The sequence below is a fragment of the Exiguobacterium sp. s125 genome (assembly GCF_018618605.1).
In the GTDB taxonomy this organism is placed as follows: Bacteria; Bacillota; Bacilli; order Exiguobacteriales; family Exiguobacteriaceae; genus Exiguobacterium_A; species Exiguobacterium_A oxidotolerans.
In genome coordinates, this window is the sequence record NZ_JACSMI010000005.1 from 99747 (window position 1) to 124520 (window position 24774).

22 protein-coding genes and 1 pseudogene are annotated in these 24774 nt (G+C 47.5%); 5 read left to right on the forward strand and 18 right to left on the reverse strand.

Features of this window, described 5'->3' with window-relative positions:
• Positions 1 to 15: 15 nt before the first annotated feature.
• The gene (locus KNQ05_RS12500; protein ID WP_029332497.1) at positions 16 to 279 is read right to left on the reverse strand and encodes a metal-sensitive transcriptional regulator; all 264 of its coding nucleotides are present in this window, start codon (positions 277 to 279) and stop codon (positions 16 to 18) included.
• 105 nt (positions 280 to 384) lie between these two features.
• Positions 385 to 1242, reverse strand: a complete 858-nt coding sequence (locus tag KNQ05_RS12505) for a LysR family transcriptional regulator (protein WP_088836178.1) — start codon at positions 1240 to 1242, stop codon at positions 385 to 387.
• A 119-nt stretch (positions 1243 to 1361) separates the two neighbouring features.
• Here KNQ05_RS12505 and KNQ05_RS12510 point away from each other — a divergent pair, with 119 nt between their 5' ends.
• Positions 1362 to 2216 carry a sulfite exporter TauE/SafE family protein gene (locus KNQ05_RS12510; RefSeq protein ID WP_214805547.1) on the forward strand — a complete coding sequence of 285 codons (855 nt, stop codon included), beginning with the start codon at positions 1362 to 1364 and terminating at the stop codon, positions 2214 to 2216.
• A gap of 78 nt (positions 2217 to 2294) precedes the next feature.
• Here KNQ05_RS12510 and KNQ05_RS12515 read toward each other — a convergent pair whose 3' ends face one another.
• Positions 2295 to 3152: a YihY/virulence factor BrkB family protein gene (locus KNQ05_RS12515; protein WP_088836176.1), complete on the reverse strand. Its 858-nt coding sequence runs from the start codon at positions 3150 to 3152 to the stop codon at positions 2295 to 2297.
• Between the two features lie 184 nt (positions 3153 to 3336).
• Between KNQ05_RS12515 and KNQ05_RS12520 the strand changes: the two genes are divergently transcribed.
• From KNQ05_RS12520 to KNQ05_RS12530, 3 genes are all read left to right on the forward strand, one after another.
• A complete protein-coding gene (locus KNQ05_RS12520; RefSeq protein ID WP_214805549.1) occupies positions 3337 to 4419 on the forward strand; it encodes a nitric oxide synthase oxygenase in 1083 nt (360 codons plus the stop codon).
• Complete coding sequence (locus KNQ05_RS12525) at positions 4416 to 4862, forward strand: NUDIX hydrolase (RefSeq protein WP_159172856.1); 447 nt, start codon at positions 4416 to 4418, stop codon at positions 4860 to 4862. Before KNQ05_RS12520 ends, KNQ05_RS12525 begins: the two co-directional genes overlap by 4 nt.
• Before the next feature lie 242 nt (positions 4863 to 5104).
• The gene (locus KNQ05_RS12530) at positions 5105 to 5791 is read left to right on the forward strand and encodes a hypothetical protein (protein ID WP_214803499.1); all 687 of its coding nucleotides are present in this window, start codon (positions 5105 to 5107) and stop codon (positions 5789 to 5791) included.
• A gap of 185 nt (positions 5792 to 5976) precedes the next feature.
• Here the strand turns inward: KNQ05_RS12530 and KNQ05_RS12535 are convergent, their stop codons facing one another.
• The 9 genes and pseudogenes from KNQ05_RS12535 to KNQ05_RS12575 all read right to left on the reverse strand — a co-directional run bounded on the left by KNQ05_RS12535 (position 5977) and on the right by KNQ05_RS12575 (position 17022).
• A complete protein-coding gene (locus tag KNQ05_RS12535; RefSeq protein WP_088836173.1) occupies positions 5977 to 6759 on the reverse strand; it encodes a GNAT family N-acetyltransferase in 783 nt (260 codons plus the stop codon).
• Between the two features lie 110 nt (positions 6760 to 6869).
• Positions 6870 to 7942 (reverse strand): annotated as a pseudogene (locus KNQ05_RS12540) (amino acid permease); the annotation flags it as partial.
• Positions 7943 to 7981: 39 nt separating this feature from the next.
• The gene (locus tag KNQ05_RS12545; RefSeq protein ID WP_088836172.1) at positions 7982 to 9787 is read right to left on the reverse strand and encodes a mechanosensitive ion channel; all 1806 of its coding nucleotides are present in this window, start codon (positions 9785 to 9787) and stop codon (positions 7982 to 7984) included.
• A gap of 173 nt (positions 9788 to 9960) precedes the next feature.
• Positions 9961 to 11379: an MBL fold metallo-hydrolase gene (locus KNQ05_RS12550; protein ID WP_088836171.1), complete on the reverse strand. Its 1419-nt coding sequence runs from the start codon at positions 11377 to 11379 to the stop codon at positions 9961 to 9963.
• 46 nt (positions 11380 to 11425) lie between these two features.
• Entirely contained in the window at positions 11426 to 11725 is a 300-nt protein-coding gene (locus tag KNQ05_RS12555) for a rhodanese-like domain-containing protein (RefSeq protein ID WP_088836170.1), read from the reverse strand.
• A 148-nt stretch (positions 11726 to 11873) separates the two neighbouring features.
• A complete protein-coding gene (locus KNQ05_RS12560; protein WP_088836169.1) occupies positions 11874 to 13742 on the reverse strand; it encodes an ABC transporter ATP-binding protein in 1869 nt (622 codons plus the stop codon).
• A complete protein-coding gene (locus tag KNQ05_RS12565) occupies positions 13739 to 15463 on the reverse strand; it encodes an ABC transporter ATP-binding protein (protein WP_088836168.1) in 1725 nt (574 codons plus the stop codon). Before KNQ05_RS12565 ends, KNQ05_RS12560 begins: the two co-directional genes overlap by 4 nt.
• On the reverse strand, positions 15456 to 15944 hold the full coding sequence (locus KNQ05_RS12570) for a MarR family winged helix-turn-helix transcriptional regulator (protein ID WP_214805559.1): 489 nt from the start codon (positions 15942 to 15944) through the stop codon (positions 15456 to 15458). Before KNQ05_RS12570 ends, KNQ05_RS12565 begins: the two co-directional genes overlap by 8 nt.
• A 208-nt stretch (positions 15945 to 16152) precedes the next feature.
• The gene (locus KNQ05_RS12575; RefSeq protein WP_088838402.1) at positions 16153 to 17022 is read right to left on the reverse strand and encodes a cation diffusion facilitator family transporter; all 870 of its coding nucleotides are present in this window, start codon (positions 17020 to 17022) and stop codon (positions 16153 to 16155) included.
• A gap of 306 nt (positions 17023 to 17328) precedes the next feature.
• On the opposite strand from KNQ05_RS12575, the gene KNQ05_RS12580 reads away from it, so the two are divergent.
• Positions 17329 to 17652, forward strand: a complete 324-nt coding sequence (locus KNQ05_RS12580) for a thioredoxin family protein (protein WP_088836166.1) — start codon at positions 17329 to 17331, stop codon at positions 17650 to 17652.
• Between the two features lie 43 nt (positions 17653 to 17695).
• On the opposite strand, the gene KNQ05_RS12585 is transcribed toward KNQ05_RS12580, so the two are convergent.
• The 6 genes from KNQ05_RS12585 to KNQ05_RS12610 all read right to left on the reverse strand — a co-directional run bounded on the left by KNQ05_RS12585 (position 17696) and on the right by KNQ05_RS12610 (position 24728).
• Entirely contained in the window at positions 17696 to 17995 is a 300-nt protein-coding gene (locus KNQ05_RS12585; RefSeq protein WP_088836165.1) for an excalibur calcium-binding domain-containing protein, read from the reverse strand.
• A gap of 486 nt (positions 17996 to 18481) precedes the next feature.
• Complete coding sequence (locus tag KNQ05_RS12590) at positions 18482 to 18955, reverse strand: hypothetical protein (RefSeq protein ID WP_214805561.1); 474 nt, start codon at positions 18953 to 18955, stop codon at positions 18482 to 18484.
• A 127-nt stretch (positions 18956 to 19082) separates the two neighbouring features.
• Positions 19083 to 21470: a carbohydrate binding domain-containing protein gene (locus KNQ05_RS12595; RefSeq protein WP_214805563.1), complete on the reverse strand. Its 2388-nt coding sequence runs from the start codon at positions 21468 to 21470 to the stop codon at positions 19083 to 19085.
• 64 nt (positions 21471 to 21534) lie between these two features.
• Entirely contained in the window at positions 21535 to 22881 is a 1347-nt protein-coding gene (locus KNQ05_RS12600) for a GH1 family beta-glucosidase (RefSeq protein WP_214805565.1), read from the reverse strand.
• Positions 22882 to 22907: 26 nt separating this feature from the next.
• Positions 22908 to 23828, reverse strand: coding sequence for a carbohydrate ABC transporter permease (locus tag KNQ05_RS12605; RefSeq protein ID WP_088836161.1), 921 nt, complete (start codon positions 23826 to 23828; stop codon positions 22908 to 22910).
• A gap of 3 nt (positions 23829 to 23831) precedes the next feature.
• Complete coding sequence (locus tag KNQ05_RS12610) at positions 23832 to 24728, reverse strand: carbohydrate ABC transporter permease (RefSeq protein WP_214805567.1); 897 nt, start codon at positions 24726 to 24728, stop codon at positions 23832 to 23834.
• Positions 24729 to 24774 lie beyond the last annotated feature (46 nt).

Genomic DNA, 24774 nt, shown 5'->3' on the forward strand with positions numbered 1-24774 from the left:
TTATTCTAAAAAATTTTACCGGCTTTTTAAAAGCAATTGAACGGCTTCTGCAACAGCCTGTTCATGATTTTCTTCTGTCTCATCATTTTTGACACAACCGATGAGGTTTTCACTCACAACCAGTCCGATGACACGATCAATCGCGCTACGTGTCGCACTGAGCTGTGTGACGACATCCTTACAAGAAGCATCCTCTTTCATCATACGGACGATGCCATGTAGTTGTCCCTCAATCCGGTTCATTCGATGAATGATTCGATCTTCATATAATTTTTCCATTTGAAGACCACTCTCCTTTTTCTTGTGACGTTCGTCATACCTCGTTGGTACATTTCATACTTTAATACCTATGGGGGTATAAGTCAACGGAAAAGTTTTCTTTTTTTAATTCTGTTTGAATTCTTCCACTACCATCGCCATCCACTTCTCGGAAAGCCGCGTCGGTTGTCCCTTTAACGTCACGAATTGAAAAGTCCGCTTGTGAACCGGATCTTCGTTGTGAAGCCGGTAGTTTGCTGAATCGAGCATCTCTCCCGCCAACCGCTCGGAAATCATCGAAATACCCGTTCCATTTTCAATCAACTGTTTGACGAGACGATTCGAATGGACCGTAATGATACGTTGCGGAACGATATCATTCGTCGCTAACCAGGATTCGAGTGATGCTCGCCCGGCAGACCCCTCCTCACGGTAAATGAATGTCGCCTCACTGAGGTCAAGTTCTCGTCGACCAATCACCCGGAGGCGATCGAATGTAAACGGCGTTACCTCAATTTGTGGTGCTTCGACAACTCCTTCGACTAGACCTAAATCAATTTCGTAATGAAGCACAGCTTGTTCGACTTGTTCCTGATTCATCAATTTCGCATCAATCACGACTTCCGGATACAGATTTACAAAACGATGGATCATTTTTTCGAGCATCGTTTCATAAATCGTATGTGTCGCAGCAATCTTCAAATGACCGCGGACAAGCCCCTCGAGTTCATCCATCTCTTGATCGAGTCGCTCCACTTGATGCAGGATTTCTTTCGCGTGGCGATAAACCAATTGTCCGGCTTCTGATATTTCAATCGTCTTATTAAAGGAATGCCGGTGAATCAACGCTTGTCCAAAATGCGTTTCTAACCGTTTTAAATGCAGACTGACCGTTGGTTGTGAAATATAGAGTTGTTCTGCTGTCTTCGTAAAGTGTTTCGTTTCGACTAATGAAATAAACGTTCTTAGTTCGTGGAGACGCATTCTTTTCCCTCCTCATTAACTTTTATAATCATTTAGATCAGTATAATCTATTTTCGTAATCAATCATCACGCTGTACAGTAAAGATAGATTAAGAACAAAAGAAAGAAGGGTTTACTGCATGGAATTCATCCTGTTTATACTTTTAGGGTCAACAATTGGTATCTTATCCGGCTTTTTCGGAATCGGCGGAGGGATTATTTTAACTCCTCTCTTATTAATCCTCGGTTATCCACCCAGTACCGCGATCGTCCTCAGTCTGTTATTGACACTCGGTTCGACCGTGACCGGGACAGTATCCCATATGCGTCTGAAAAATTTTCATGTCCGTGATGCGTTAGCCGTCGGATTATCCGGGATCGTCGGTTCTGCCGTCATCACACCGGTCGTCTTTTGGCTCGAACAACGGACCGGCGCCGATGCCATGATTTCTGCCCTCTACATCGTCTTGTTGACGTGGTTTGCGATTCAGTTCTTAACACCACCGAAACGAAAACCAGTCGAAGGACATGTTACACAAGCGAATCTTTATAAATTGATCGTCATCGGATTTGCTGCCGGGATCCTCTCCTCCCTCATGGGGGTCAGTGGTGGCTTCCTGCTTACGCCACTCTTGATGGGTTGGGTCCGTTTCCCACTCAAGCAAGCTATCGGAACGAGCATCGCCTCGGCGACACTGATCGTCCTCGGCGGTGTCACCAGTTATCTTGCTTCCGGTACCGAAGCTCCGCTTTATCTCGGCATTGCTTTAATCGTCGGTGCGTTTATCGGCTCTCCGATTGGTGCTTCTTTACTCCATCTGTTCGAAGATCGTTTCGTCCGGAAGAGTCTTGGCATCTTTTACGCCGTCGTCGCCGTCAGTGTCATCTTGAAAGTCTTAGAGCAGGAAACAGGATCGCTCATCTTGCTCGGCATCTTTACGATTGGGCTATTGCTTCTATTTTTCTATCAAAAAGTAAGAAGTAGACATTCCTAGGACATGAGTCTTTTTGAATCGCGTCCACAGCGAAAACAATCTTCATAACCCTTTATCTGCAAACTAAAGAAACTGCCCTCAGCGGACAGTTTCTTTTTTGATTTTTTCAGGCTTCATGATCTTCGCCTCTTTTTTCTGCCGCATCCGTTCTGCGTTCATCAATCCACCGAGCATCAAAACAACGGAGGATAAATAAAACCAGGTCATCAAGACGATGATTCCTGCGAGCTGACCGTAGAGACGATTGTAACTCCCAAACTCCGCATAGTACGAGAAGACTTCCGATACGACCTGCCAGGCAATCGTCGTAAATAATGCCCCCGGGAGTACTTGACGAATCGTCAAACGGACACTCGGTAAAATGCGATACAACAACACAAAGAACACAAATAGAAACAAGGAACCGAGCCCCCAGCGGAATACAAACCAAATGGACGAATAGTCCGCTGCAACATCCGCGATGAGTGCAAAATGATTGATGAAGCGTCGGGCCAATTTCTCGGCGACCGGAACAAGCAGCGAAAACGGCAAGATGAACATCATCCCAATCGTAAATCCGAAGTCTTGTAATAAGCCCCGCCAAAACGGCACTTTCCTTGTCACCTCGAGGGCATCATTGAGGGACCGGACGAGCGACTGGACAGACATCGAGGCGAGCCAAAAGGCTGCGACGAAGCTAATCGAAGCAAGTTTTAATCCCCCTTCGTCAAAAATCCCTACGACATTTCGGCGAATTAAATCATAGGTTTCTGCTGGTGCGAAAGGACGAATCAAATCAAGGACTTCACCGGAAGTGAATGGTAAAAAAGATACTAATCCGACAACGAATAATAAGAATGGAAATAAGGACAACATCAAATAATAGGCCAGCTGTGCCGACTTATCGAAAAAAGCTTCGCCAAAAAAGCGAATAAAAACCGGTTTGACTAAAGACATGCCAAGTTCCTCACTTTCGATTGATTCTCTTATCTATCCCCCTTCCCTCTCCCACTTAATCTGTGAACGTCTTTTGAACGTATCAAAAAACGGGCAATTGCTATGAGTTGGCGCTTCCTCCATTCACCTTGTACACTAGAATAAGAAACTCTGTCGCTTTGGATGAAGAAAGGACTCAAACGCCGTGCAACATTTACTAGACGAAGCAGAACGCTTCTTGACGACTTATATAGAAGAGACACCACATACACAAAATCGTTTGAACGACGTGCGCGAAGAAATTTTACGAACGGGAAACTATACACAAACAACGGACGAATTGACGTTCGGGGCGAAACTTGCTTGGCGTAACAGCAACCGGTGCATCGGACGGCTCTTTTGGGATCAACTGCACGTCATCGATGCCCGTGCGGCGACAACGATCGAAGCGATTCGAGACGCGTTGTTCCACCACATTTGCCACGCCACCAATGAGGGACGGATCCGCTCGACAATCACGATTTTCCATCCGCAACGTGTCCGCGTCCTCAATCATCAACTGATTCGTTACGCCGGCTACGAAACGGCCGACGGCGTACTTGGTGATCCTGCATCCACCGCTTTCACGAAACAATGTCAGGCACTTGGGTGGACGGGACAGGGGACCGCCTTTGATATTTTACCGCTGTTGGTTGAACTCGATGGTCAAGTAACACTCCATGAGATTCCACAAGAACTGATTCTTGAAGTTACGATCATCCATCCCGACTATGATTTGTTCGCAGGACGCGACATCAAGTGGTACGCCGTCCCGATGATTTCCGATATGCGTCTTGAAATCGGCGGCATTTCGTACCCGTGTGCTCCGTTTAATGGCTGGTATATGGGAACTGAAATTGGAGCCCGTAACCTTGCTGACGCGGACCGTTATAATCTCTTACCGCTTGTCGCTGAACAACTTGGTCTGAACACGTCCCGTGAGCGCGCCTTATGGAAAGACCGGGCCCTCGTCGAACTCAATGTCGCCGTCCTCGAATCCTTCGAGCGGTCCGGAGTGACGATTGTCGATCATCATACGGCGGCCAAACAATTCGCCCGGTTCGAAAAAAATGAAGCCGCTTGCGGTCGCGACGTCACTGGGGAATGGTCGTGGCTCGTTCCACCGATGAGCGGAGCAGCGACACATGTCTTCCATAAAGATTATGACAATGCGTTACAGCGACCGAACTTTTTCCCGAAACAGACGCAAGCCACGGGATGTCCGTTCCACCAGGAGGTGCCGCGGTGAATTACGTCAAATCCATCCGTGATTTAGTCGGACCCACACCACTAATTTTAGTCGGTGCCGTCGTCCTCGTCATTAAGGAAGGTCAGATTTTACTCGAACAACGAAATGAAGAACAAGCACGTTTCGGTCTTCCGGGTGGTCTCATGGAATGGGAAGAATCGACGGAAGAGACGGCCCGACGCGAATTATTCGAAGAAACCGGACTCGTCGCGGATCAGCTTGCGTTGCTTGGTGTCTACTCCGGTAAAAATTACGTCACGACACTCGCGAACGGGGATGTGTTTCAAAGTGTAACCCTCGCATACGTTGCGTCCGATACTTCCGGCACACTCCGTGTCAGTGATGAAAGTGTTGCATTGACGTATGTGTCACTGACGGACTTGCCGGATAACATCGTCGGTTCGCATCTTCTGATGATTCAAGATTATATAGCTAAACGCTAACTCTTTAAACAAGCTCAGGTTGCAGGCAAAGTTTTTTAATGTAAGAGCCTGTCTGAAAAAAGCCTCTATAGAGATTTTCCTACAATCAGATCTAAATTAATGCGCCTCTTTCTAAAAAGAAAGCTAGGCGTTTTTTTTACGTGTTATCTTCACAATTATTTATTTTATCAAAACCAGTTACACGACACCCTTTTTTGTTATAAAATGGATTTAATTTAAAATTAATTAAGGGAGACTATCCGTTGAAAAAACTGTTTATCGCAACAAGCGTACTGACTATGTTCAGTTTATCTGCCCTTCATCCACAAGCCGCAACAACCTCTAAAAAAATCACTCAGAACTACACATTGGTTGATTCGAGTAACAAAAAGTATACTGTTTCGGTTCGTTCTTCAAAAGCGCTTTGCCATAAAGCAACTTCGAATGACTCTTTTTGGATAAAGAATAAAGATGAACTCTGTACTGGGAAATTCACACTTTATCTCAATGGAAAAGCGACTAAGTATTCATACAACTACTCGAAAAATAATCCCTACGTCAGAGCTACACATGACTTCAGAACTAGTGCAAAACTAAAAAATACGACTGGGTCACCAAATGTATTTTCTTTGTCGACTCGTGAAACTTACTCATTTATCAGTTTAAAAACTTATTCGATTGTTGATAAAAAATTAGTTCGCCATCCTGATTCCATCGTGTCTTATGGAATGCGTCCAAAAATGACCAAAAATTTAATTCAAACACCCATCTATGTAAATGGCGGAGAAAAAGTTGGCTTTATTTTCCACGATTTCGCTTTGACAAAAAACAAATTAGTCCAAAAAGAGTCACATAGCTATCTCTCACGCAACTTTGACAGTAAAACCTATAATAAAGGACTGGACGAATGGGATAAATATAGTGCACGCTTAAGTTACTTCGTAAAATAAAGAGTAGCGCTCTAAAGATTTGAGGACTTCCAATGATGAACAAAATTATGCTTATCATGCTGGGTGGCACTGGAATCTTATTCGTAATTTTCGCCATCCTCGTCATGATCAGCTTATGGACATGACAAATAGCCATTCGTTCTATAGTAGTGCTTGCTACTTACGAACGATGGCTATTTTTTTCGTTAACGAATGGCTTTACTCATGACGAATTGCTTTAAATCACGCTGTACCCATCCTTCTGCACGCAATGTTTCCCAGACGAGTGGATTCGTCGACTGCAATTGATACGTCATTCCGCTCAAACGTCGGGTCGCTTCCGTTGCGATGCGTGCGACCTCCGATTCTTCTGTCAAGATGGCAAAAATCGAGTCGTTTGAAGCAGCGATGAATGCTCCATCCAGTTCATAATAGGTGGCCTTTCTATATTTCATCACGCCCGGATCTTGTTGCCAAATGTATTCGCCTTGTTGGGCGTATCTCCGTTCAAATGCCACTTCATCAATCTCAACGAGTGGATTCACCTGGTTCGGTTCATCGCGCTGAAAATAACCGAGTTCATGGTCTTGGCGGTAGCCAAGCTGGTGATACAAATCAATTGCAGGTGTATTACCTTGGATGACTTCAAGCATTAATCGATCGACTTCCAGCTCTTTCGCATAACTTAGTTGAGCCTCGTATAATGCTTTTGCGATGCCGAGACGGCGATACTGCGGATCTACGCCAAGCCCGCCACACCGCATGACTTGCTCTTTTTTAATTTTCTTGAGGCCGTTCAGCCATAACCCGACAGGTCGTTCTCCATGAAAGGCGACAAACGAGTGTTTCAATTGATTGGCATCTCGCGTCAAAATCCGTTCCTGAAACACTTCAAGTGACAAACCGAGCGGAATCATGTAATCACTGAACCCTTCTTGCATCGCGTTGTAGGCAGATTCTAAATCAGGATTTCTTTTAATATGAATCATATGTAGTCCCTCCTCTTCTCTCTTCAATCGTTCGACTTTTTACAAGATGTTTCCTGCACTTGTTTCCAACAAAAAAATCACCCCCGATGAAATCGAGAGTGATCATGTACTTAATTTAATTTCGAACGGCTTCTTCCGTAACCGAAGTAGACAAGCAAACCAATCGCCGTCCAGATGAAGAACGCAATCCACGTAAAGGTTTGGAGATTCAACATTAACATGATACAAGCAAGGACCGATAAAATCGGGAGAACCGGGACGAACGGGACTTTGAACGCCCGTTTCAAGTCCGGACGCGTCCGACGCAAGATGATGACGGCGACGGAGATTAATGCGAACGCAGCGAGTGTTCCGATGTTAATCAATTCCGCCAACGTACCGAGCGGGACGAATCCAGCAATCAAACCAGAAGCGGTACCGAGAATCCAAGTCGCCTTGACCGGTGTATGCGATTTTTCATTGACGTCCGAGAAAACTTTCGGTAATAATCCATCACGACTCATCGCAAACAACAGACGGACGAGACCAAATGTCATGACAAGAATAACTGTCGTCATCCCGACGATGGCTCCAATCCGGCAACCCAGTTTTGACCTGCGACTTTCAACGCAAGCGAAACCGGACTATCGACACCTTCAAATTGTTTGAACGGGACGATTCCGACCATGATTGCAGAGACGACGATGAACAAGATGACGACGGCGACTTTAACGAGTACCATCACGTTATTGACGCGTTTTGTTTCCTTGATTCCAAGTGACAACAAGAACGTAATGACCATCAAAATTAAGAATGCCGGTAAGTTAAAGAACGTTTCACTGCCAGGTACGGCGCCCGGTGCCGCACGGAGCGTCGTCGGAAGTTCAATGCCGAATTCCGATAACAACGACTGGAAGTAACCTGACCACCCTGTCGCGACGGCACTCGAAGCCAGACCGTATCCTAAAATTAAACACCACCTGATGATCCAGGCAACGAGTTCGCCAATCGTAGCGTAGGTGTATGTATATACACTACCCGAGACAGGAATCATCGAGGAAAATTCGGCATAACAGAGGGCGACTAACGCACAAACGATGGCTGAAATAATGAATGAGACCGGTAATGCTGGACCTGCGTATAAGGCGCCTGTTCCTATTAAAACGAAAATACCTGTACCAATGATGGCACCGATTCCGAGTAAAAAACTCCTTCGCATACTAGCGAAGGAGTTACACGTTACTTACGGACGATCGTTTGGATGATCAAGATTTGGTCCACGATTTCCATCTGGGTCAATCGGATAATCATCCTGTTGTGCCAAATCATTTTCAGGAAGCGCACCTTTTGGCTTACCGTGCGTCGGTTTCTCATCAGTCGATTCCGTCGAACGGGAAGCACGTGGGGCACGGTCTGGCGTGACATCATCTGCTGCTTTCGAAGCTGCACCTTTAGCCGCTTCTTTCAGGCTTGGCTTAGGAGCTGATGGAGTTCGGTCCGAAGCAAGACTCGACGTATCAAGCTCTGTCTCTTCTGCTTTCTTCTCGAGACGATCAAGGTAGCGCGAAGCATTATCGCGACCACCTAAACCAAAGGCGAGGCCGAAGGCAAGGGCGGCTGCTCCGAGAATCAAGATGAAGGCCGAGTTGACGATCGTCGCTGCGACCCCAAGTTGATCGAGTGCCATGAAGATCGCGAGGGCTAAAATCGCATAACGTGCAACATTCGATAGGACTTTAAGATCAGAACTGCCGAACAAACTATCCATCGCGCGTTTGACCAAGTTACTGACGATAATCCCGATTGCGAGAATGACAATCGCCGTCAAGACACTCGGAAGGAAGGCAAGGACAGCTCGTCCAAGATCGACCATGAAGTTCAGACCAATCAGGTTAAAGGCTTCGACGACGAACAGGACGACGATGATAATCTCAACGAGAGCACCGACGAGTGAAGAAGGTGACATCGACGTATTGTTAGCATCCCAGTTTCCAATTTTCAAGTGACGTGTCAAATTGTTAAAACCGAGTCGGACGAGAAGGTCGGTGACGAATTTTTTTACGAATCGTCCAACATAGACACCGACGAGAATCAAGACGACGCCGATTACAATGTTCGGAATCATTCCGAGGACATCGTTTAGCATGCTGATTGCTGGTGCACTGATTCCTTCGATGTTCAGTTGATCAAGTGCTGAAATCGTGATCGGAATCAAAATCAAGATGAAGACGACTGTCCCGAGAATTGACGAGACCGATTTTGAATCTTTTTGATTGTCTGTCCCGATGTTAAAACGGGAAGCAAATTTATCCGTCCCAATCGCATGAAGGAAGTTCGTCACGATATCGCGGACAATTTTTGCGACCAAGAACCCAACTAGCAAAATAGCTGCTGCTGCGATTAGTCGTGGGATGAAGCTTAAGAACGAGGATAACAGTTGACTGAACGGTTCCGAAACACTGTCAATGTTGAGGGCATCAAGTACACCTGGTAGGAAAATCAATAAAACCAAGTAGAAGACGATATCCCCGGCAATTTTCGGATAGTTCGATAGATCGGCTTGTCCTTGTAACATCTTGTTTGAACGAACCTTTTCGTTCGCCATCAACTTTGTTCCACCTTTGACGATGACCATCCGTAAGACGACGGCAATAATATAGGCGAACAGTAGAACGAGTGCAGCTTTTAAGATGTTCGGAATTGCCGCAAGCAGCGTGCTCATTGTGTCTGCGAGTGGTGCTGCAATGATGCCAAGATTAAGAATGTTGAACACTAAAATTAGTACAAAAACCATTAAGACCCAAAAAATAACTGTTCCAACGACTTTTTCTGGTGTCCATTTCTTTTTCTTCGTTGTCGCTTCAGCTGACTTTTCTGGCATCAACTTCTTGACGACACCTGACTTTTCTAGTGCCTTTTGAATGCCGTTCGCAATTAATTTTGCGATCAGCCAACCAATTAGGAACACAAGTAGTGCACCTAATATGTTACCAAGAACACCGAACATTCCGTTCAGGTTTAGCGAAGTATCGTTCCACATATTGTTCATCCTGTCACACTCCTTTTTTAAAAAATGGATTATCGGCATACCTTTACATCTATCATTTCCCCCTGTTGTGAATGAAGTAAACACGCTTTCAGTCAAATTGACAGACAATTCAAGAAACACTAAAAAACGGATGACCCTCGCGAGAATCATCCGTTTCGACATTGTTTATTTGATTAACGTGACGTTGCCTTTCCGGCGACGGTCTGATCGTGTAAGACGTCTTCAATCGCTGCATACCCGCCATCGATGTTAATGACATTCTTCACACCGAGTGATTGGAGGACGCTGACCGCCATCCGTGACCGGACCCCTGACGCACAGTGGACGGCGATCGGTTGGTCGCTCGGAAGCTCTTCATGACGTGACGCAAGTTTTCCGAGTAAAATCCGGTGAGCCTGTTCATAATGGCTCTCCTCCCACTCTGTTTTATTTCGGACGTCAAGGACGTAGACGTCACCGGCTTCAGCTGCTGCGATGGCTTTGTCTGCTGTCCAGTCCGGATAACTTTCTGTTAACTGACTCGCTGTCAGTTTTTCGACATCAATCAATGTCACGAAACGATCCAGTCCGATCGATTGTAAATCCGTTTGAATCGTTTCCAGTTGATCCGTTGCTGCGAGAATCGCGATATCCTGATTGAAATCGACTAACCAGCCTGCCCAGGCGACGAATTTCGAATTGTAGGGAATGTTGATTGTCCCCGGTACATGTCCGGCACCAAATGTTTTTCCGTCTCGTGTATCGACGACTTGCATCGTCTTGACGAGTTCTTCCACCGTGTTCGCTTCAGCAAAACGTGGACGATCAACTTCTGTCGTCACGACAATGCCTTCTTTGTTGACTTTTTTCATCATCGCAAAGTAGTTCGGTGGTTCTGGTTGATCCGTTGTTAATTCTTTAACAAATGCCGCTTCATCCTCCATCCGGAGTGCCCAGTTCGTCACTTTTTCGTAGCCGACCGTCGATGTCGGAACAGCACCGAGGGCTTTCCCGCACGCGCTTCCTGCACCGTGTCCCGGCCAGACTTGTGTGAAGTCAGGCAGTTGTTTGAAGCGTTTCAAGGACTGGAACATTTGCTTCGCACCGAGGGCTGTCGTTCCTTGAATACCGGCTGCTTCTTCCAGTAAATCAGGACGTCCGATATCGCCGACGAAAACGAAGTCACCTGTGAAAATCCCCATCGGAACTGTCTGATCACGATCGTATAAGACAAACGAGATGTGTTCCGGCGTATGACCTGGTGTATGCATGACTTCAAGCGTCACATTCCCGACTTTGAACGTCTCCCCGTCTTTGACGAGACGGGCATCAATCTCTGAAGCAAAACCATACTTCCAAGAAGCATCGCCTTCGTTTGATAGATAAGCTGTCGTTCCGAGACGCTTCGCGAATTCGCGTGTCCCAGAGACGAAATCGGCATGAATGTGTGTTTCCGCCGTCGCCGAAATTCGAAGCCCTTCTTTTTCCGCTTCTTTGAGATACGGTTCGATGTTTCGTGCCGGATCGATGACGATCGCTTCCCCTGTCTTCTGGCACCCTACCATATATGAAGCTTGTGCTAATTTTTCATCATAGAAATAGCGTAATAACATAACGATTCCTCCTTTAGTTGAATGGTCGTACCCGATTGATCGTTGCTTAGCGTGTGACGTTTCCTTCCCAGCTCATCATTCCGCCGTCGACGTTCGTGACGTCGAAGCCTGCTTGTTCCAAATACATCGAAGCATTCATACTCCGTCCACCCGATAAACAAATGACGTGGAGCGGTTGAGAGGCATCCAGTTCAGCCGTGCGTTCCGTCAATTCAGATAATGGAACATTTTTAGCCTGTTCGATATGACCGCCTGCGTATTCATCCGTTTCGCGGACATCAATCAACTGGATTGATGCATCCGTTTGAAGTGTTTGTTCAAGTTCAGTCGTCGACATGTTTTTCATGAAGTTTCTCTCCTTTTGTTGCCCGTTCGGCAAAATGATTTCTGCTCATAATATACCCCCTGCGGTATTAAAAATCAAGGGAAAGGATTATTCCGACAAAAAAAGCAGCCCCTCTCCTCGAGGAACTGCTTCATTTCTTACGATCCTGTCATACGACTTCTTTTTCGGAAAACTGGCTGTTGTAGAGGTCCGCATAGAAACCATCTGCTTTTAGCAACGCTTCATGCGTTCCTTGTTCAATGACACGCCCTTGATCCATGACGAGGATTAAGTCCGCATCTTTAATCGTCGACAGGCGGTGGGCGATGACGAAACTCGTCCGTCCGTCCATCAAGCGTTGCATCGCCTGCTGGATGAAGATTTCCGTCCGCGTATCGACGCTCGACGTCGCTTCATCCAAAATCATGATCGGTGGATCGGCGAGAACCGCACGGGCAATCGTCAACAATTGTTTTTGCCCTTGTGAGATGTTCGAGGCCTCTTCGTTCAAGACCGTCTCATACCCGTCCGGTAACGTCCGGATGAAGTGATCGGCATGGGCTGCTTTCGCCGCATCGATGATGTCTTCTTCCGACGCTCCGACTTTCCCGTACGCGAGATTATCGCGGATCGTCCCGTTAAAGAGCCACGTATCCTGTAAGACCATCCCGAAGGTCGTCCGTAGGTCTTCCCGGGAGATGTCACGGGTATCGATTCCGTCAATCCGGATCGCACCACCGTTTAATTCATAGAAACGCATCAACAGGTTGATTAAGGTCGTTTTCCCAGCACCGGTCGGACCGACGATCGCGACGGTTTGTCCCGGCCGGACATCGATGTTCATGTCTTCAATCAAGAGGTCTTTTCCGTAACCGAAGTCAACGTGTTCAAACGCGACGGCACCTTTCGCACGCGCGAGATGATGCGTTGTCACTTCTTTGATTTCCTCTTCTTCATCTAACAATTCAAAAACACGTTCTGCTGCTGCGACCGTCGACTGGACGATATTTGCGATGTTCGCCGTCTGCGTGATCGGTTGTGTGAATTGTCGGGTATACGTGATGAAGGCTTGAATGTCCCCAATCGAGATACTGCGTTGCGTCACTAAAATCCCGCCGACGACACTGATCAAGACATAACTGATGTTCCCGATGAACATCATCATCGGCATGATGATGCCGGAAATGAACTGCGCTTTTCGTCCGGCATCATAAAGCTGTTCATTGACGTCGTCAAACTCTGCGACGGCTTTCCGTTCGTGACCGAACGCCTTGACGACCGGATGTCCCGTATACATCTCTTCGACGTGGCCATTCAGCTGACCAAGCGTCCGTTGTTGATCAGCAAAATACTTTTGCGACCGTTTTAAAATCGGACGGATCGCAAAAATCGATAACGGTAACGTCACGAGTGAAATCAGCGTCAAGAGCGGACTGATCGTCAGCATCATGATTAAGATCCCGACGATCGTGACGATTGACGTAATGAACGATGTGACACTTTGTTGGAGCGTACTCCCAATCGTATCGATATCGTTCGTCACCCGGCTGAGCGTTTCCCCGTTCGGTCGTCCGTCATAATACTTCAGCGGTAATCGCTCAAGTTTCTGATTGACGTCCTCTCGTAAGTCATACACCGTTTTTTGGGCGACGCTCGACATGATGTATTGCTGAATGTAACTAAATATACTACTGATGACGTAAAGTCCTGCGAGCAGTAACAAAATCTGACCAATCTTCGTAAAGTCGATTTCAGCGCCCGGCACCCCTTGGAACTTCGCATACGCCCCTTCGAACAGTTCTGTAATCGCTGTCCCCATGATTTTTGGTCCTGCGATCATAAAGACCGTACTGAGAATCGCGGCGACAAACACAGCAATCAGTGCCGTCCGCCGTGGTTTTAAATAGGCGAGTAACCGACGGAACGTCGCTTTGAAGTCTTTCGGTTTCTCCCCCATCATCATCATGTTTCCACCGCCGGGACCGCCACCCGGTCCACCCGGAGGTCCGCCGGCAGGTCGTTTCGTTGTCTGACTCATGCGATTTCCTCCTCTGACAGTTGGGATTTGACGATTTCTTGATAGACATCGTTTGTTGCGTACAGTTCGTCGTGCGTGCCGATTCCTGCGACGCGCCCTTCTTCAAGAACGATGATTTGATCCGCATCCATGACCGTACTGACACGTTGGGCGACAATCAGAACGGTCGCTTGACGCGTTTCTTCTTTTAATGCTTTTCGGAGTGTCGCGTCCGTCTTGAAGTCGAGGGCGGAGAAGCTGTCATCGAACACATAAAGGTCGGGTTTCCGGACGAGCGCCCGGGCAATCGAAAGCCGTTGTTTTTGGCCACCGGAAACGTTTGATCCGCCTTGTTCAATCACGGAATCGTACCGGTCCGGCATCCGTTCGATGAAGTCGGTCGCTTGGGCGACACGCGCTGCATGTTCGATTTCTTCTAATGATGCATCCTGTTTCCCGAAACGGATGTTGTCCGCAATCGATCCCGTGAACAATAGGGCTTTTTGTGGCACGAAGCCGATTTTTGAACGTAATTCCTCTTGCGGGACGTCACGACTGTCGACACCGTTGACTTGGATGCTGCCACTCGTTACGTCGTAAAAACGGGGAATCAAATTGACGAGCGTCGATTTCCCGGCACCGGTCCCGCCGATGACAGCGGTGATTTCACCAGGACGTGCTTTGAAGCTGATATCCGACAGCACCGGCGCTTCTGCTCCCGGATAGCTGAACGTCACGTGATCGAAGACGAGCGTGCCCGGCTCACGGTCTGCTGAAGCGCTTCCTTCATCGACCATCGTCGGTGTCATCTCGAGGACTTCATTAATCCGTTTCGCCGAGACCGCAGCACGGGGAATCATGACGAACATGACGGATGCCATGACGAGGGCGAACATGATTTGCATGACGTATTGGATGAACGCCATCAAGTCACCGATTTGCATGCCGCCGTTATTGATCCGGATCCCACCGAACCAAATGACGCCGACGACCGTCAAGTTCATCACGAGCATCATCGTCGGCATCAAGAATGCCATGATTTTATTAACTTTAATCGAGACGTCCGTCAAGTCCGCATTGGCTTGCGTCAGGCGGACTTTTTCTTCTTTCTCCCGGTTGAAGGCCCGGATGACACGGATACCTGTCAAATTCTCGCGTAAGACGAGATTTAACCGGTCCAGTCGTTTTTGGACTTGTCCGAACAGCGGCACCCCTTTCCACAAAATCAATAAGATCGAGACAACGAGGACGGGCATCGCGGCGACGATGACGAGTGACAGTTTGGCATCCTTTGAGACCGCCATGATTAGACCACCAATGAACATGATCGGCGCACTGACGACCATCCGCAACATCATGATGACGACCTGTTGGACTTGTGTGATGTCGTTTGTCGTCCGTGTGATCAGCGACGCTGTCCCGACCTGGTCGAACTCCTGTAGTGAAAAACGTTCGACGTGGTTAAAAACTTTCCGGCGAATGTCACGTCCAAGCCCCATCGCCGCTTTTGACGAATAATAACTTGCAGCAATTGCAGCCGTCGCACCGAGTGCCGTGATGCCCAGCATGACCGCACCGATTTTCCAGATGTAGCCTGTATCCCCGACGACAACGCCTTTATCGATGATGTCTGCCATCAAAGTCGGTAAATACAAATCGGACATCGACTGGGCGAAGACGAGGACCAATACGGCGAGGACCGCCCATTTATAGACTTTTAGATTTTTGAGTAACTTAATCACGTGTACAACCTCCGTTTCCTGGCGGGAGAATCTCTTTCATGCCACGGGCAATGATGTCATGGGTCGCAAGCATCTGCTCGAAGGCTTCCGGATCAATCGTTTCCAAAATTTTCTCGAGGCGTTGTTGCATCCCAGTTTCTTGTTGTTTCATCTCTTGAACGAAACGTTCTCCTTGTTCACTAAGCGACAAAATCACTTCGCGCCGATTTTGTTCGTTCGTCTCGCGGATAATCCAGCCGGACTGCACCAGTCCTTCGATCGATTGACTGAGCGTACTTTTCGGTAAGTGGGTCTGTGCTGCCAAATCTTTTTGGGTAATCGGTCCGCGCGGTGCAATCGTCATTAAACTATGAAATTGCGGCATACTGAGTCCATTTTCCTGTGCCGTCTGATGGGCAAAACGCATCAAGTGACGCTGGATGTTCCAAAACGATCTCATCATCGTTGCCGATCGTAAATTTTCCTGCTGTTCTGTTTCCATGGATTCAACTCCTTTGTTCAATTTCGAATCGTTCCATTTGGAATGATTATCTATGTAAACTAAACTACGCCGATTCATTCGTAAAGTCAACTAAATAACAATGTGAAAATGCACATAATATTTTTAGCAAATTCAAAGAGTGACCACAGATTATGAATACACAAAAAAACGACCATTTCTCTACCTAGAAATGGTCGTTCTCTATAGTTCACTCCGGCTCCACATGGACATGAATGTCGTAGACGCCATATTCGTCCGTCAACGTATCTTCGACTCGTGTCGCGATATCATGGGCTTGGTGGATGTTGAGTGTCGAATTGACGAGAATCACGACATCGACGACTTCATTATTGCCGTAGTTCCGTCCTTTAATCGACTTGATTCCTTTGACACCTTCGAGGTCAAAAATCACGTCCTCATACATCTTCAGCTTTTGTTCATCAAAGCCGTCCGTCAGTTCGTGGGAAGCTTCCGAGAAAATGTCCCATGCCGTTTTACAGATTAAGAAACCGACGATGATCGCCGTCACGATATCAAGCCACGGCATCCCGAACTGGGAACCGATGATTCCGATCGACGCTCCGATACTGACCCAGGCATCCGACCGATTATCTTTCGCCGCTGCCATGACAGCCTTGCTGTCAATTTCTTCAGACAGTTTGCGGTTATACCGATAGACAAAATACATGACGACTGCCGAACCGATTCCGACATAGGCAGCTACGATATCTGGAGATTCTTGTTTTCCTTCAAATAAGCTTGAAATCGTATCAATCAACACTTGGAGACCGACTGCCATCATAATGAAAGAAGCGACCATCGACGCAATCGTCTCACTTTTCCAGTGACCGTATTTATGATTGTCATCTGCCGGACGACGGGAAATTCGTAATCCGATTAACACAGCAATCGATGCGATGATATCCGTCGTATTGTTCAAACCATCTGCCCGTAAAGCGGCAGAATCCGCTGAATAGCCGACAAGCAATTTAATTACGGATAATAGGATATAGGCTGCAATGCTAATCATCGCACCGCGTTCGCCCCGTTTTAGATTATCGAATTTTTGTTCGTCCATCATTCCGCCCGCCCCCACTTACTCGCTTAATTCCGAAAACTTATCGTAGCAGTTCAATACAAGTGGGTCTAGAGAAATCATTTTGTTTATAACTAGATAATTAATAAATGACCAACTTTGTTTTCTATAGGCAAAATAGATCAAGCCCTAGTAATCCAACATTCTTGAACAGAAAAACCGCTTACATCTCTTGAACAACCAACTTTTTTGCGGAAATTTATTGAACAAAAAAAGCATAATCCGTGCATCTTCTTACCAGAGTCAGTAGACTAAAGACAAACAATCATACTATAGGGGGATTTACACATGAGTAACTACATCAAGAGTGAAGACACGTTTAAAGAACTAATCGCAAGCGAAACACCGGTCATCATCAAGTTCGAAGCCGACTGGTGCCCGGACTGCAAACGGATGGACTACTTCATGCCGGACGTCGAGTCACAATTTAAAGAACTTCCAATCTATACGATCGATAAAGATGAGTTCCCGGAAATCGCATCCGATAATGTCGTCATGGGAATTCCAAGTTTACTCGTTTTCCAAAACAGCGAGAAGCTTGGTCACTTGCATAGCGCCAACGCAAAAACACCAGGAGAAGTGACAGACTTCCTCAAAAAGAACTTCAACTAAACGCATGAAGCCCCACTTTCCATTTAGGAGAGCGGGGCTTTTTTTAGCGTTCGCAGGCGATGCCGTCTTTGTCACGGTCTTTTGACTTATTGAGATTATACGTCGCTAAGCTGACATGTTGGGCGTACTTTGTTTTCTTATAAATGGCTTTCCCATTTTTATCGTAACCCGTTCGGTTTTTCAAACCCTTTTTCTTCGAGACGCCACCTTTATACGTTTTTTGCATCTCCGTACAGTTTTTAAATGCCTTCGCCTTAGTCGCTGCGTCACTTTGACCAGATGTAGCGCTAAGTAATGAAATACTAAGTACACCTGTCATGACAATCTTTAATGCTTTTTTCATCAGGTTACCTCCGTTTCTAAAAAACCAAATCTTAGTGATAATTTGATTATAATAGATTTCTTTAGAAATAGTTTCCTATTTTTAAAATTTAGAGATATGACTTATCTGACAGTTTAAAAGACAAAAAAAGACCCGCTTCATTATGAAGCGGGCCCTAGCGTGTAGACAAACGCTTATTAAGTGTGAACATGCCGATTTGAGACAGATTGCGCTCAACTGTCTGCATGCCCGGCTTTCCGTCACGGTATTACCTAAAAAGCGTCACGTCTCGTTGACTCCTACGGGAAAAAGTGCGTTTTTAACGCGACTTGCCAGAGGCAGGCAAGACCCTGCTCGTTGTCCGTGAGGATCAAGGAGCAACGGCTTGCGCCTCGCCCGAGGAAAGCAACGAAAAAAGAGACGCTTTCTCTCCCGATAGCACATCGTACGTTGTCTACAGTCTGAGACCCGTTTCATAATGAAGCAGGCCCTACTTGTAATTACCATTCAGTAACGCAACCGTTCAATCTTGATTTTCTTATACCGTAGGCTTAGACCAAAGGCGATCAAAAGATAGAGGAAACCAATTAAAAATGAAAAATCACCATACGGAATTGCAGCAAAGGCATTCCAACCAAACATCGGCACGACAAACAGAACATACAGTGGATATTGGATTCCTGACATCATGTCAAACCACGTCTGATCCCAAAGGTGATTCTCAAACAATGTAATCAAATAGACGACCATCCCGCCGATGAAACCGAAACGAAGGTAGTTAAACAGAAAACGGATGAGTGATGTGTTTTTAAGGATGAGGATTGATCCCATTAAGAAAGCAAACCAGCCAATCGACGTAAGAATTTGTACTATACCAATCGAGCCATCCGGATAAATTCCAGCTGGCCAGCCGTTCAACGCAATCGAAACGAGTACTAGCGTACAAAAAAGTACGAGATAAGACTTTGTTCCATTCGGCATTTTCAAATTCCTCCATTACTTTTGATATGAACTAGTATTCGACGTTCCTTTCGTCAAACCTTCCATAAAAAGTAAAAATATTTAATTACATAACAAACGAGCCCTAACAGGTCAGGGCTCGTCCGGTTTATTTTACTCCCAGCTTCACATCATCAATCGTCACGTCATGTGCCGCAAACGGAGATCCTGCCGCTTTTCCCAGCAAGAACTTTAGACCAGCTGTATCGTCTTGTCCCATCGTGAACTCGTACTGGTACGTGTTCACCGTCGGACTGACTGCTACGACCTGACTGAAGTAGCGTGTATACGCCGCATTTTCGACCGTCACTTCGAGCGGCCGTGCAACCGTCGACGATGCCTTAAACGTCAATTGGTACGTCTGTCCTTTGACGAGCGCTAAGTTCCCTTGTTCCAGTAAAACGCTCCATGGCTCCTGTCCTTCTGAAGCAATCGCGATTTTTGCAGCTTCATTCACCGTCGAGACGACCGCTTGTGCATCATAATGAACGTAGGAACTCCAGAAGTTCAGCCCTTCCGTGAACGAGCCGTTTTTTAACGGCGACTTGTCAATCTCGATCGGCGTCGTGTCAAAGAGTTCAACATCATCGATGGTCACTTCCCCTTTCTCTGATCCAAGAATGAACTGGAGACGACTTTTTAAATCCGTCGCTTCTGTCATCGTAAACGGTACTTCAAACGTCTCCATCTTACCGCTCAGCGCAATCCGTTGTTTCGGCAAGTAAGCCATCGTTCCTGTCGCATCCGTCAACTGAACGTCCATCTTGTTCACTCGTTTTGCTGCTGCTTTGAAACGCAGCACATATTGATGGTCTTTTACGAGTTGTACGCCTTGTTGCGACAGTGTCGCGTTTTGTCCTTTTTTCGTATTCGTTTTGAATGTGAAGACGCGTGTTACAGGATCGACTACTCCCGTCCCCTTCGTTTTCCCAGCATCAAACTGCCAATACGTCAGGCGATTCATCGCCCCTTGGTCAAACGTTCTGTTATAGATTTGATTGCCGTCCGGTAAAGCCGGTTTTGTTGCCGCTTCATCGATTTCACCGCGTGGAACCTGCTCGACACGGACGTTACCGATTTTAACGCCCGCTTGCGCGAGACCTAAATTGAATTCGAGTCGTGCCGCAAGATCCGTTTCACCCGTCATGTCGAACGTAAACGTGTACGGCTTGACGGTCGTCGTTAAATCAATTGATTCTTCATTCGAGTATTTCGTATAACCGCGTTCAGCACCACCACCGACTTTGACCACCATCTTCCGCGCCTGGTCGCTACTCGCGTCGAAGCTGACTTGATAACGGCCACCTTGTGCGAGCGAAACGTTTTGAATCAATTGGTGCGAGTACGTCTGTGCCCCAGGCTTTGTGATCATCACGTCAGCAAAACGTGTTCCGTCCTGCTCCGTCACGTCGACCGATCCCGTGCCGCCAAAGTCAGGCAACGTCACATAGTTCCAGTAGGTCGGATCAAGGGTCTGCGCGCCGTCCCTAATCGTCTTAATCGCTTTTTCGTACGCTTGATCATAAACGAGGTTGCCGTCTTCAAGCGGTTGCTTCGCCCCGTCCGGTAACGTCACGTCTTCATAGACCGGCTCGACCGGATCCCGGTAGGCGCGGTTCTTCAGGTCATAGACCCGGACGTAATCAACTTCCATTTCAGCCGGGAACTTCGTCGTCGCGTCGACTTCCCCGTCGAACCAGCCGCCGACTGCGAGGTTCATCACGAGATAGAAGTTTTGGTCGAACGGTGCCGGATAACTGTAGTTCGTCGCCGTATTTTTTCCTTTGCTGTACCAATCGTTTTGTGTCTGATAGAGGTTTCCGTCGACGTACCAACGGAGTTCACCCGGCTCCCACTCGACGGCATATGTATGCCACTGGTCAATCCGTTCACCGTCCGGGAAATGATAATCCTTGCCGGTGTATTTATTGTTCGGCCAGTTTTCGCCGTAATGGATCGTCCCCGCGACCTTTTCAGGCTGACTGCCCCAAGATTCCATCACATCGATTTCACCGGATGATGCCCAGGCACCGTACTTGTCCTGCTCCGGCAACATCCAAAATGCTGGCCACAGTCCTTTACCGGTCGGCAGTTTCGCCTTGATTTCGTAACGGCCGTACGTCTTGCTGAACAGTCCTTTTGTCTTCAATTTTGCCGAAGTGTAGTCATAACTTCCGAAGGTGTCCGTCGTCTTTTCCTGTTTTGCGCGGATGACGAGTTTTCCGTCACGGATGAAGACATTGTCTTTTTTGTCGGTATAATATTGTTTTTCGTTATTTCCCCACCCGGATGAAACGCCGTTGCCGTCCGCATCGACGATCCAGTTTCCCGTGTCGTAGTTCCATTTCGTCCGGTCAAGTTGTTGTTTCGTAAACTCGTCCGACCAGACCATTTTCCATTTCGTTTTGTCCTGTTTGTCTGCTTTTTCAGCATGCCCTGTCCCGGCATAAGTTAAGACTAAGCCTGTCCCAAGGGCGACTGCGAGCCATTTCTTCATCTGTAATCCTCCTTTGACAAAAAACAGGCAAGACCGATGTAATTCGACCTTGCCTGCGACTGAGTTACGCTTCCTGTGAGAGTGTTGCTTTATGTGTCTGGATGACATCGGCATACCAATGCGCGCTGTCTTTCCATGTCCGTTCCTGTGTTTCGAAATCGACGTAGACGATGCCGAATCGTTTGTCATACCCGAAGCTCCACTCGAAGTTATCGAGCAGGGACCAGAGGTAGTAGCCTTCGATGTTCATTCCCTCGTCGTTCAAGTCGGAGACTGCCTGCAAGTGTTGCGCAACATAGTCGATCCGGTTTTGGTCATGGACACGACCATCGACGAGTTGATTGTCGAACGCCGCCCCGTTCTCCGTGATGAAGATCGGGAGTGACGTATATTCCGCGCGGAGACGACGGATCAAATCTTTGAATTCGTTTGGTGCGATGTCCCAGCCCATGCCCGTCTTGTCATAGTCCGAGTACGCATCTTTGTGCAGGAAGTCATTCGCGGCACTGAACTCAACTAAGTTCCGGCTGTAGAAGTTGATCCCGAAGAAGTCACAGGCAACTGAAATCGTTGCCATGTCGCCTTCTTGGATGAAGTCGTACGTATGGACGTATTTTGAGAACAGGTTCATCATGTCGACCGGATACTGTCCCTTGAAGATTGGATCAAGGAACCAGCGATTGGCGTACCCGTCAGCGTTGTTCATCGCCAACTGATCATTGACGGAATCCGTCTTCGCGTACTTCGGTGCGAGATTCAATGTGATGCCGATCGGTGTCGCCGAGTTAAACTCCCCTTTGAGCAGTTCGACTGCTTTTCCGTGTGACAACAACATGTGGTGAACGGCACGGACGGCTTCGTTCATGTCCGTGTGACCGGGTGCATGGTGTCCGAGGTGGTAGCTGAGGAAACCGGCACACCACGGTTCATTGTGCGTGATCCACGAATCGACGATGTCGTCGAGTTCTTCGAAGCAGACACGGGCGAAGTCGAGGAACCAGTCGACCGAGTCACGGTTGACCCAGCCCCCTTCGTCGTATGCCCACATCGGTAAATCCCAGTGGTAGAGCGTGACGGCCGGTTTGATCCCTTCTTCGCGTAAGCGTGTCGCGAGTGTCCGGTAAAACGCCATGCCTTCCGGGTTGTAGTGACCTTTCGCCGGGAAGATCCGTGGCCAGGCAATCGAGAAGCGGTACGTATCGACGCCTAACTGTTTGATGTGCTGGATGTCTTCTTCAAACCGGTGGTAATGGTCGCAGGCGACATCGCCATTGTGTTTTTCAAAAACTTTTCCGTCCGTATCGCAGAACGTATCCCAAATTGATGGTGTCCGTCCCCCCTCGTCGTGTGCGCCCTCGATTTGATACGAAGACGTAGCCGTTCCGAAGACGAAGTTTGATGCAAATTTCATACGCGTACTCCCCTTTAACTAACAGATTATTCTTTGACGGCACCAGCTGAGATGCTGCTGACGATGTATTTTGATAGGAACAAGAAAGCGATCATGATTGGGACGACAGAAATCGCGATCCCGAGATAAAGTGCCCCTAAGTTTTCTGCGACTTGTGAACCTTTCAAGAAGCCCATCAAGACCGGTAACGTGTATTTTTCTGGTGAGAACAATAGGACGAGCGGCATGATGTAGTTGTTCCACGAACCGATGAACGTAAAGATCGACATCGTCGCGATCGCCGGCATCATCATTGGCAAGGCGATCGTATGGAAGATACGCCATTCGCTTGCGCCATCCATCCGCGCCGCCTCAATCAAACTTGGGTGCATGACGGTCTGTAAATACTGACGGACGAAGAAGACCGTGAATGGACTGGCAATCGCCGGAACGATCAGCGGGATGAAGCTGTCGAGAATACCTAAATTCTTACTGAGTTCGTAGAACCCGATCAATCCGAGTTGTCCCGGAATCATCATCATGACGAGCATGAAGACGAACAGGACGTTTTTTCCTTTGAACTGATAAAAAGCAAATCCGAACGCTGTCATCGCTGAGAAGTAACCCGACAAGACAGTGACGAGGATGGCGATGATCAGACTGTTCTTGAAGCCGGACCAGATGTTGACGTAGGAGCTTAACGCCGCATAGTTCTCAGCGAGCGAGTTCCCGGGAATCAAGGAGAAACCGGACAGGACTTCTTCGTTCGACCGGGTCGCGTTGATGATCATCATTAAAAATGGAATGATACAGGCGATGGTCAAGGCAATCAGGCTGACATAAATCAGGCTCTTGCCGAACCAGGCTTTTTTCTGTTTCGGTGGTGCCAACTTCAGCGGACGTTCTGAACGCTCCGGTTGTTCCTCCGTTTGCGGGACGATCCGCCGTGCTTCTGCATTTCGTTCCATCGGTCAGGCTCCTTTCGGTGAACGTTCTTTTCGGAACATCCCTTTGAAGACGATGATTGAAAAGACGAGCGTGATAGCAAACAATCCATAGGCGACGGCAGCAGCGTAGCCATAGTTGTTGTACTTAAAGGCTTGATTGTAGAGATAGAGGACCATCGTGTTCAAGGCACCATCCGGCGCACCGACACCGTCCGTAATCAACATCGGGAGATCAAACAGTTGCAGTCCACCGATCAGTGACGTGATCATGATGTACAGTAAAATCGGTTTTAACAGCGGCAACGTGATCCGCGAGAAGATTTGCCAGCGTGTCGCACCATCAATCAAGGCCGCTTCGAAATAATCTTTCGAGATGCCGGATACGCCGGCCATGACGACGATGAACGAGTGACCAAGCCACATCCAGGTCAGGATGAGCGAAACGGAAATCTGAGCTGTGACCGGTTGTGTCAACCAGTTGATCGGGTCGGAAATCAAACCGATTTTCATCAACATCATATTGAGTGATCCGTGTTGCCAGTCGAGTAAAATCCCGAACAACAAGGCAACCGAGCTGATCGTGATTAAGTTCGGTAAGTAGAACGTCGCCCGGAAGAAAGCAAGTCCTTTTAACTTGAGTTGTAAGTCTGAGAACAGTAAGGCGAGCATCAACGCTCCACCAATTTGCAGGATGAAGTTCAGTCCCCAAATCTTGATTGTATTGAAGAAGGCTTCAATGAAGTACGTATCTCCGAGCAAACGCGTATAGTTCGCGAGTCCGACGAGTTGTTCGCCTTCTGCGCCTGTATAGTTCGTGAAGCTGTAATAGAACGTCAACGCGACCGGATAGATGCTGAAGATTAAGAAGACGATCCAAAACGGTGCGATGAACAGATAACCATGGCGATCGAGTTTTTTCACAGGTCAAACCCCTCTCTTAAACAAGAAGAGGTAGGGCGAGGTCCGC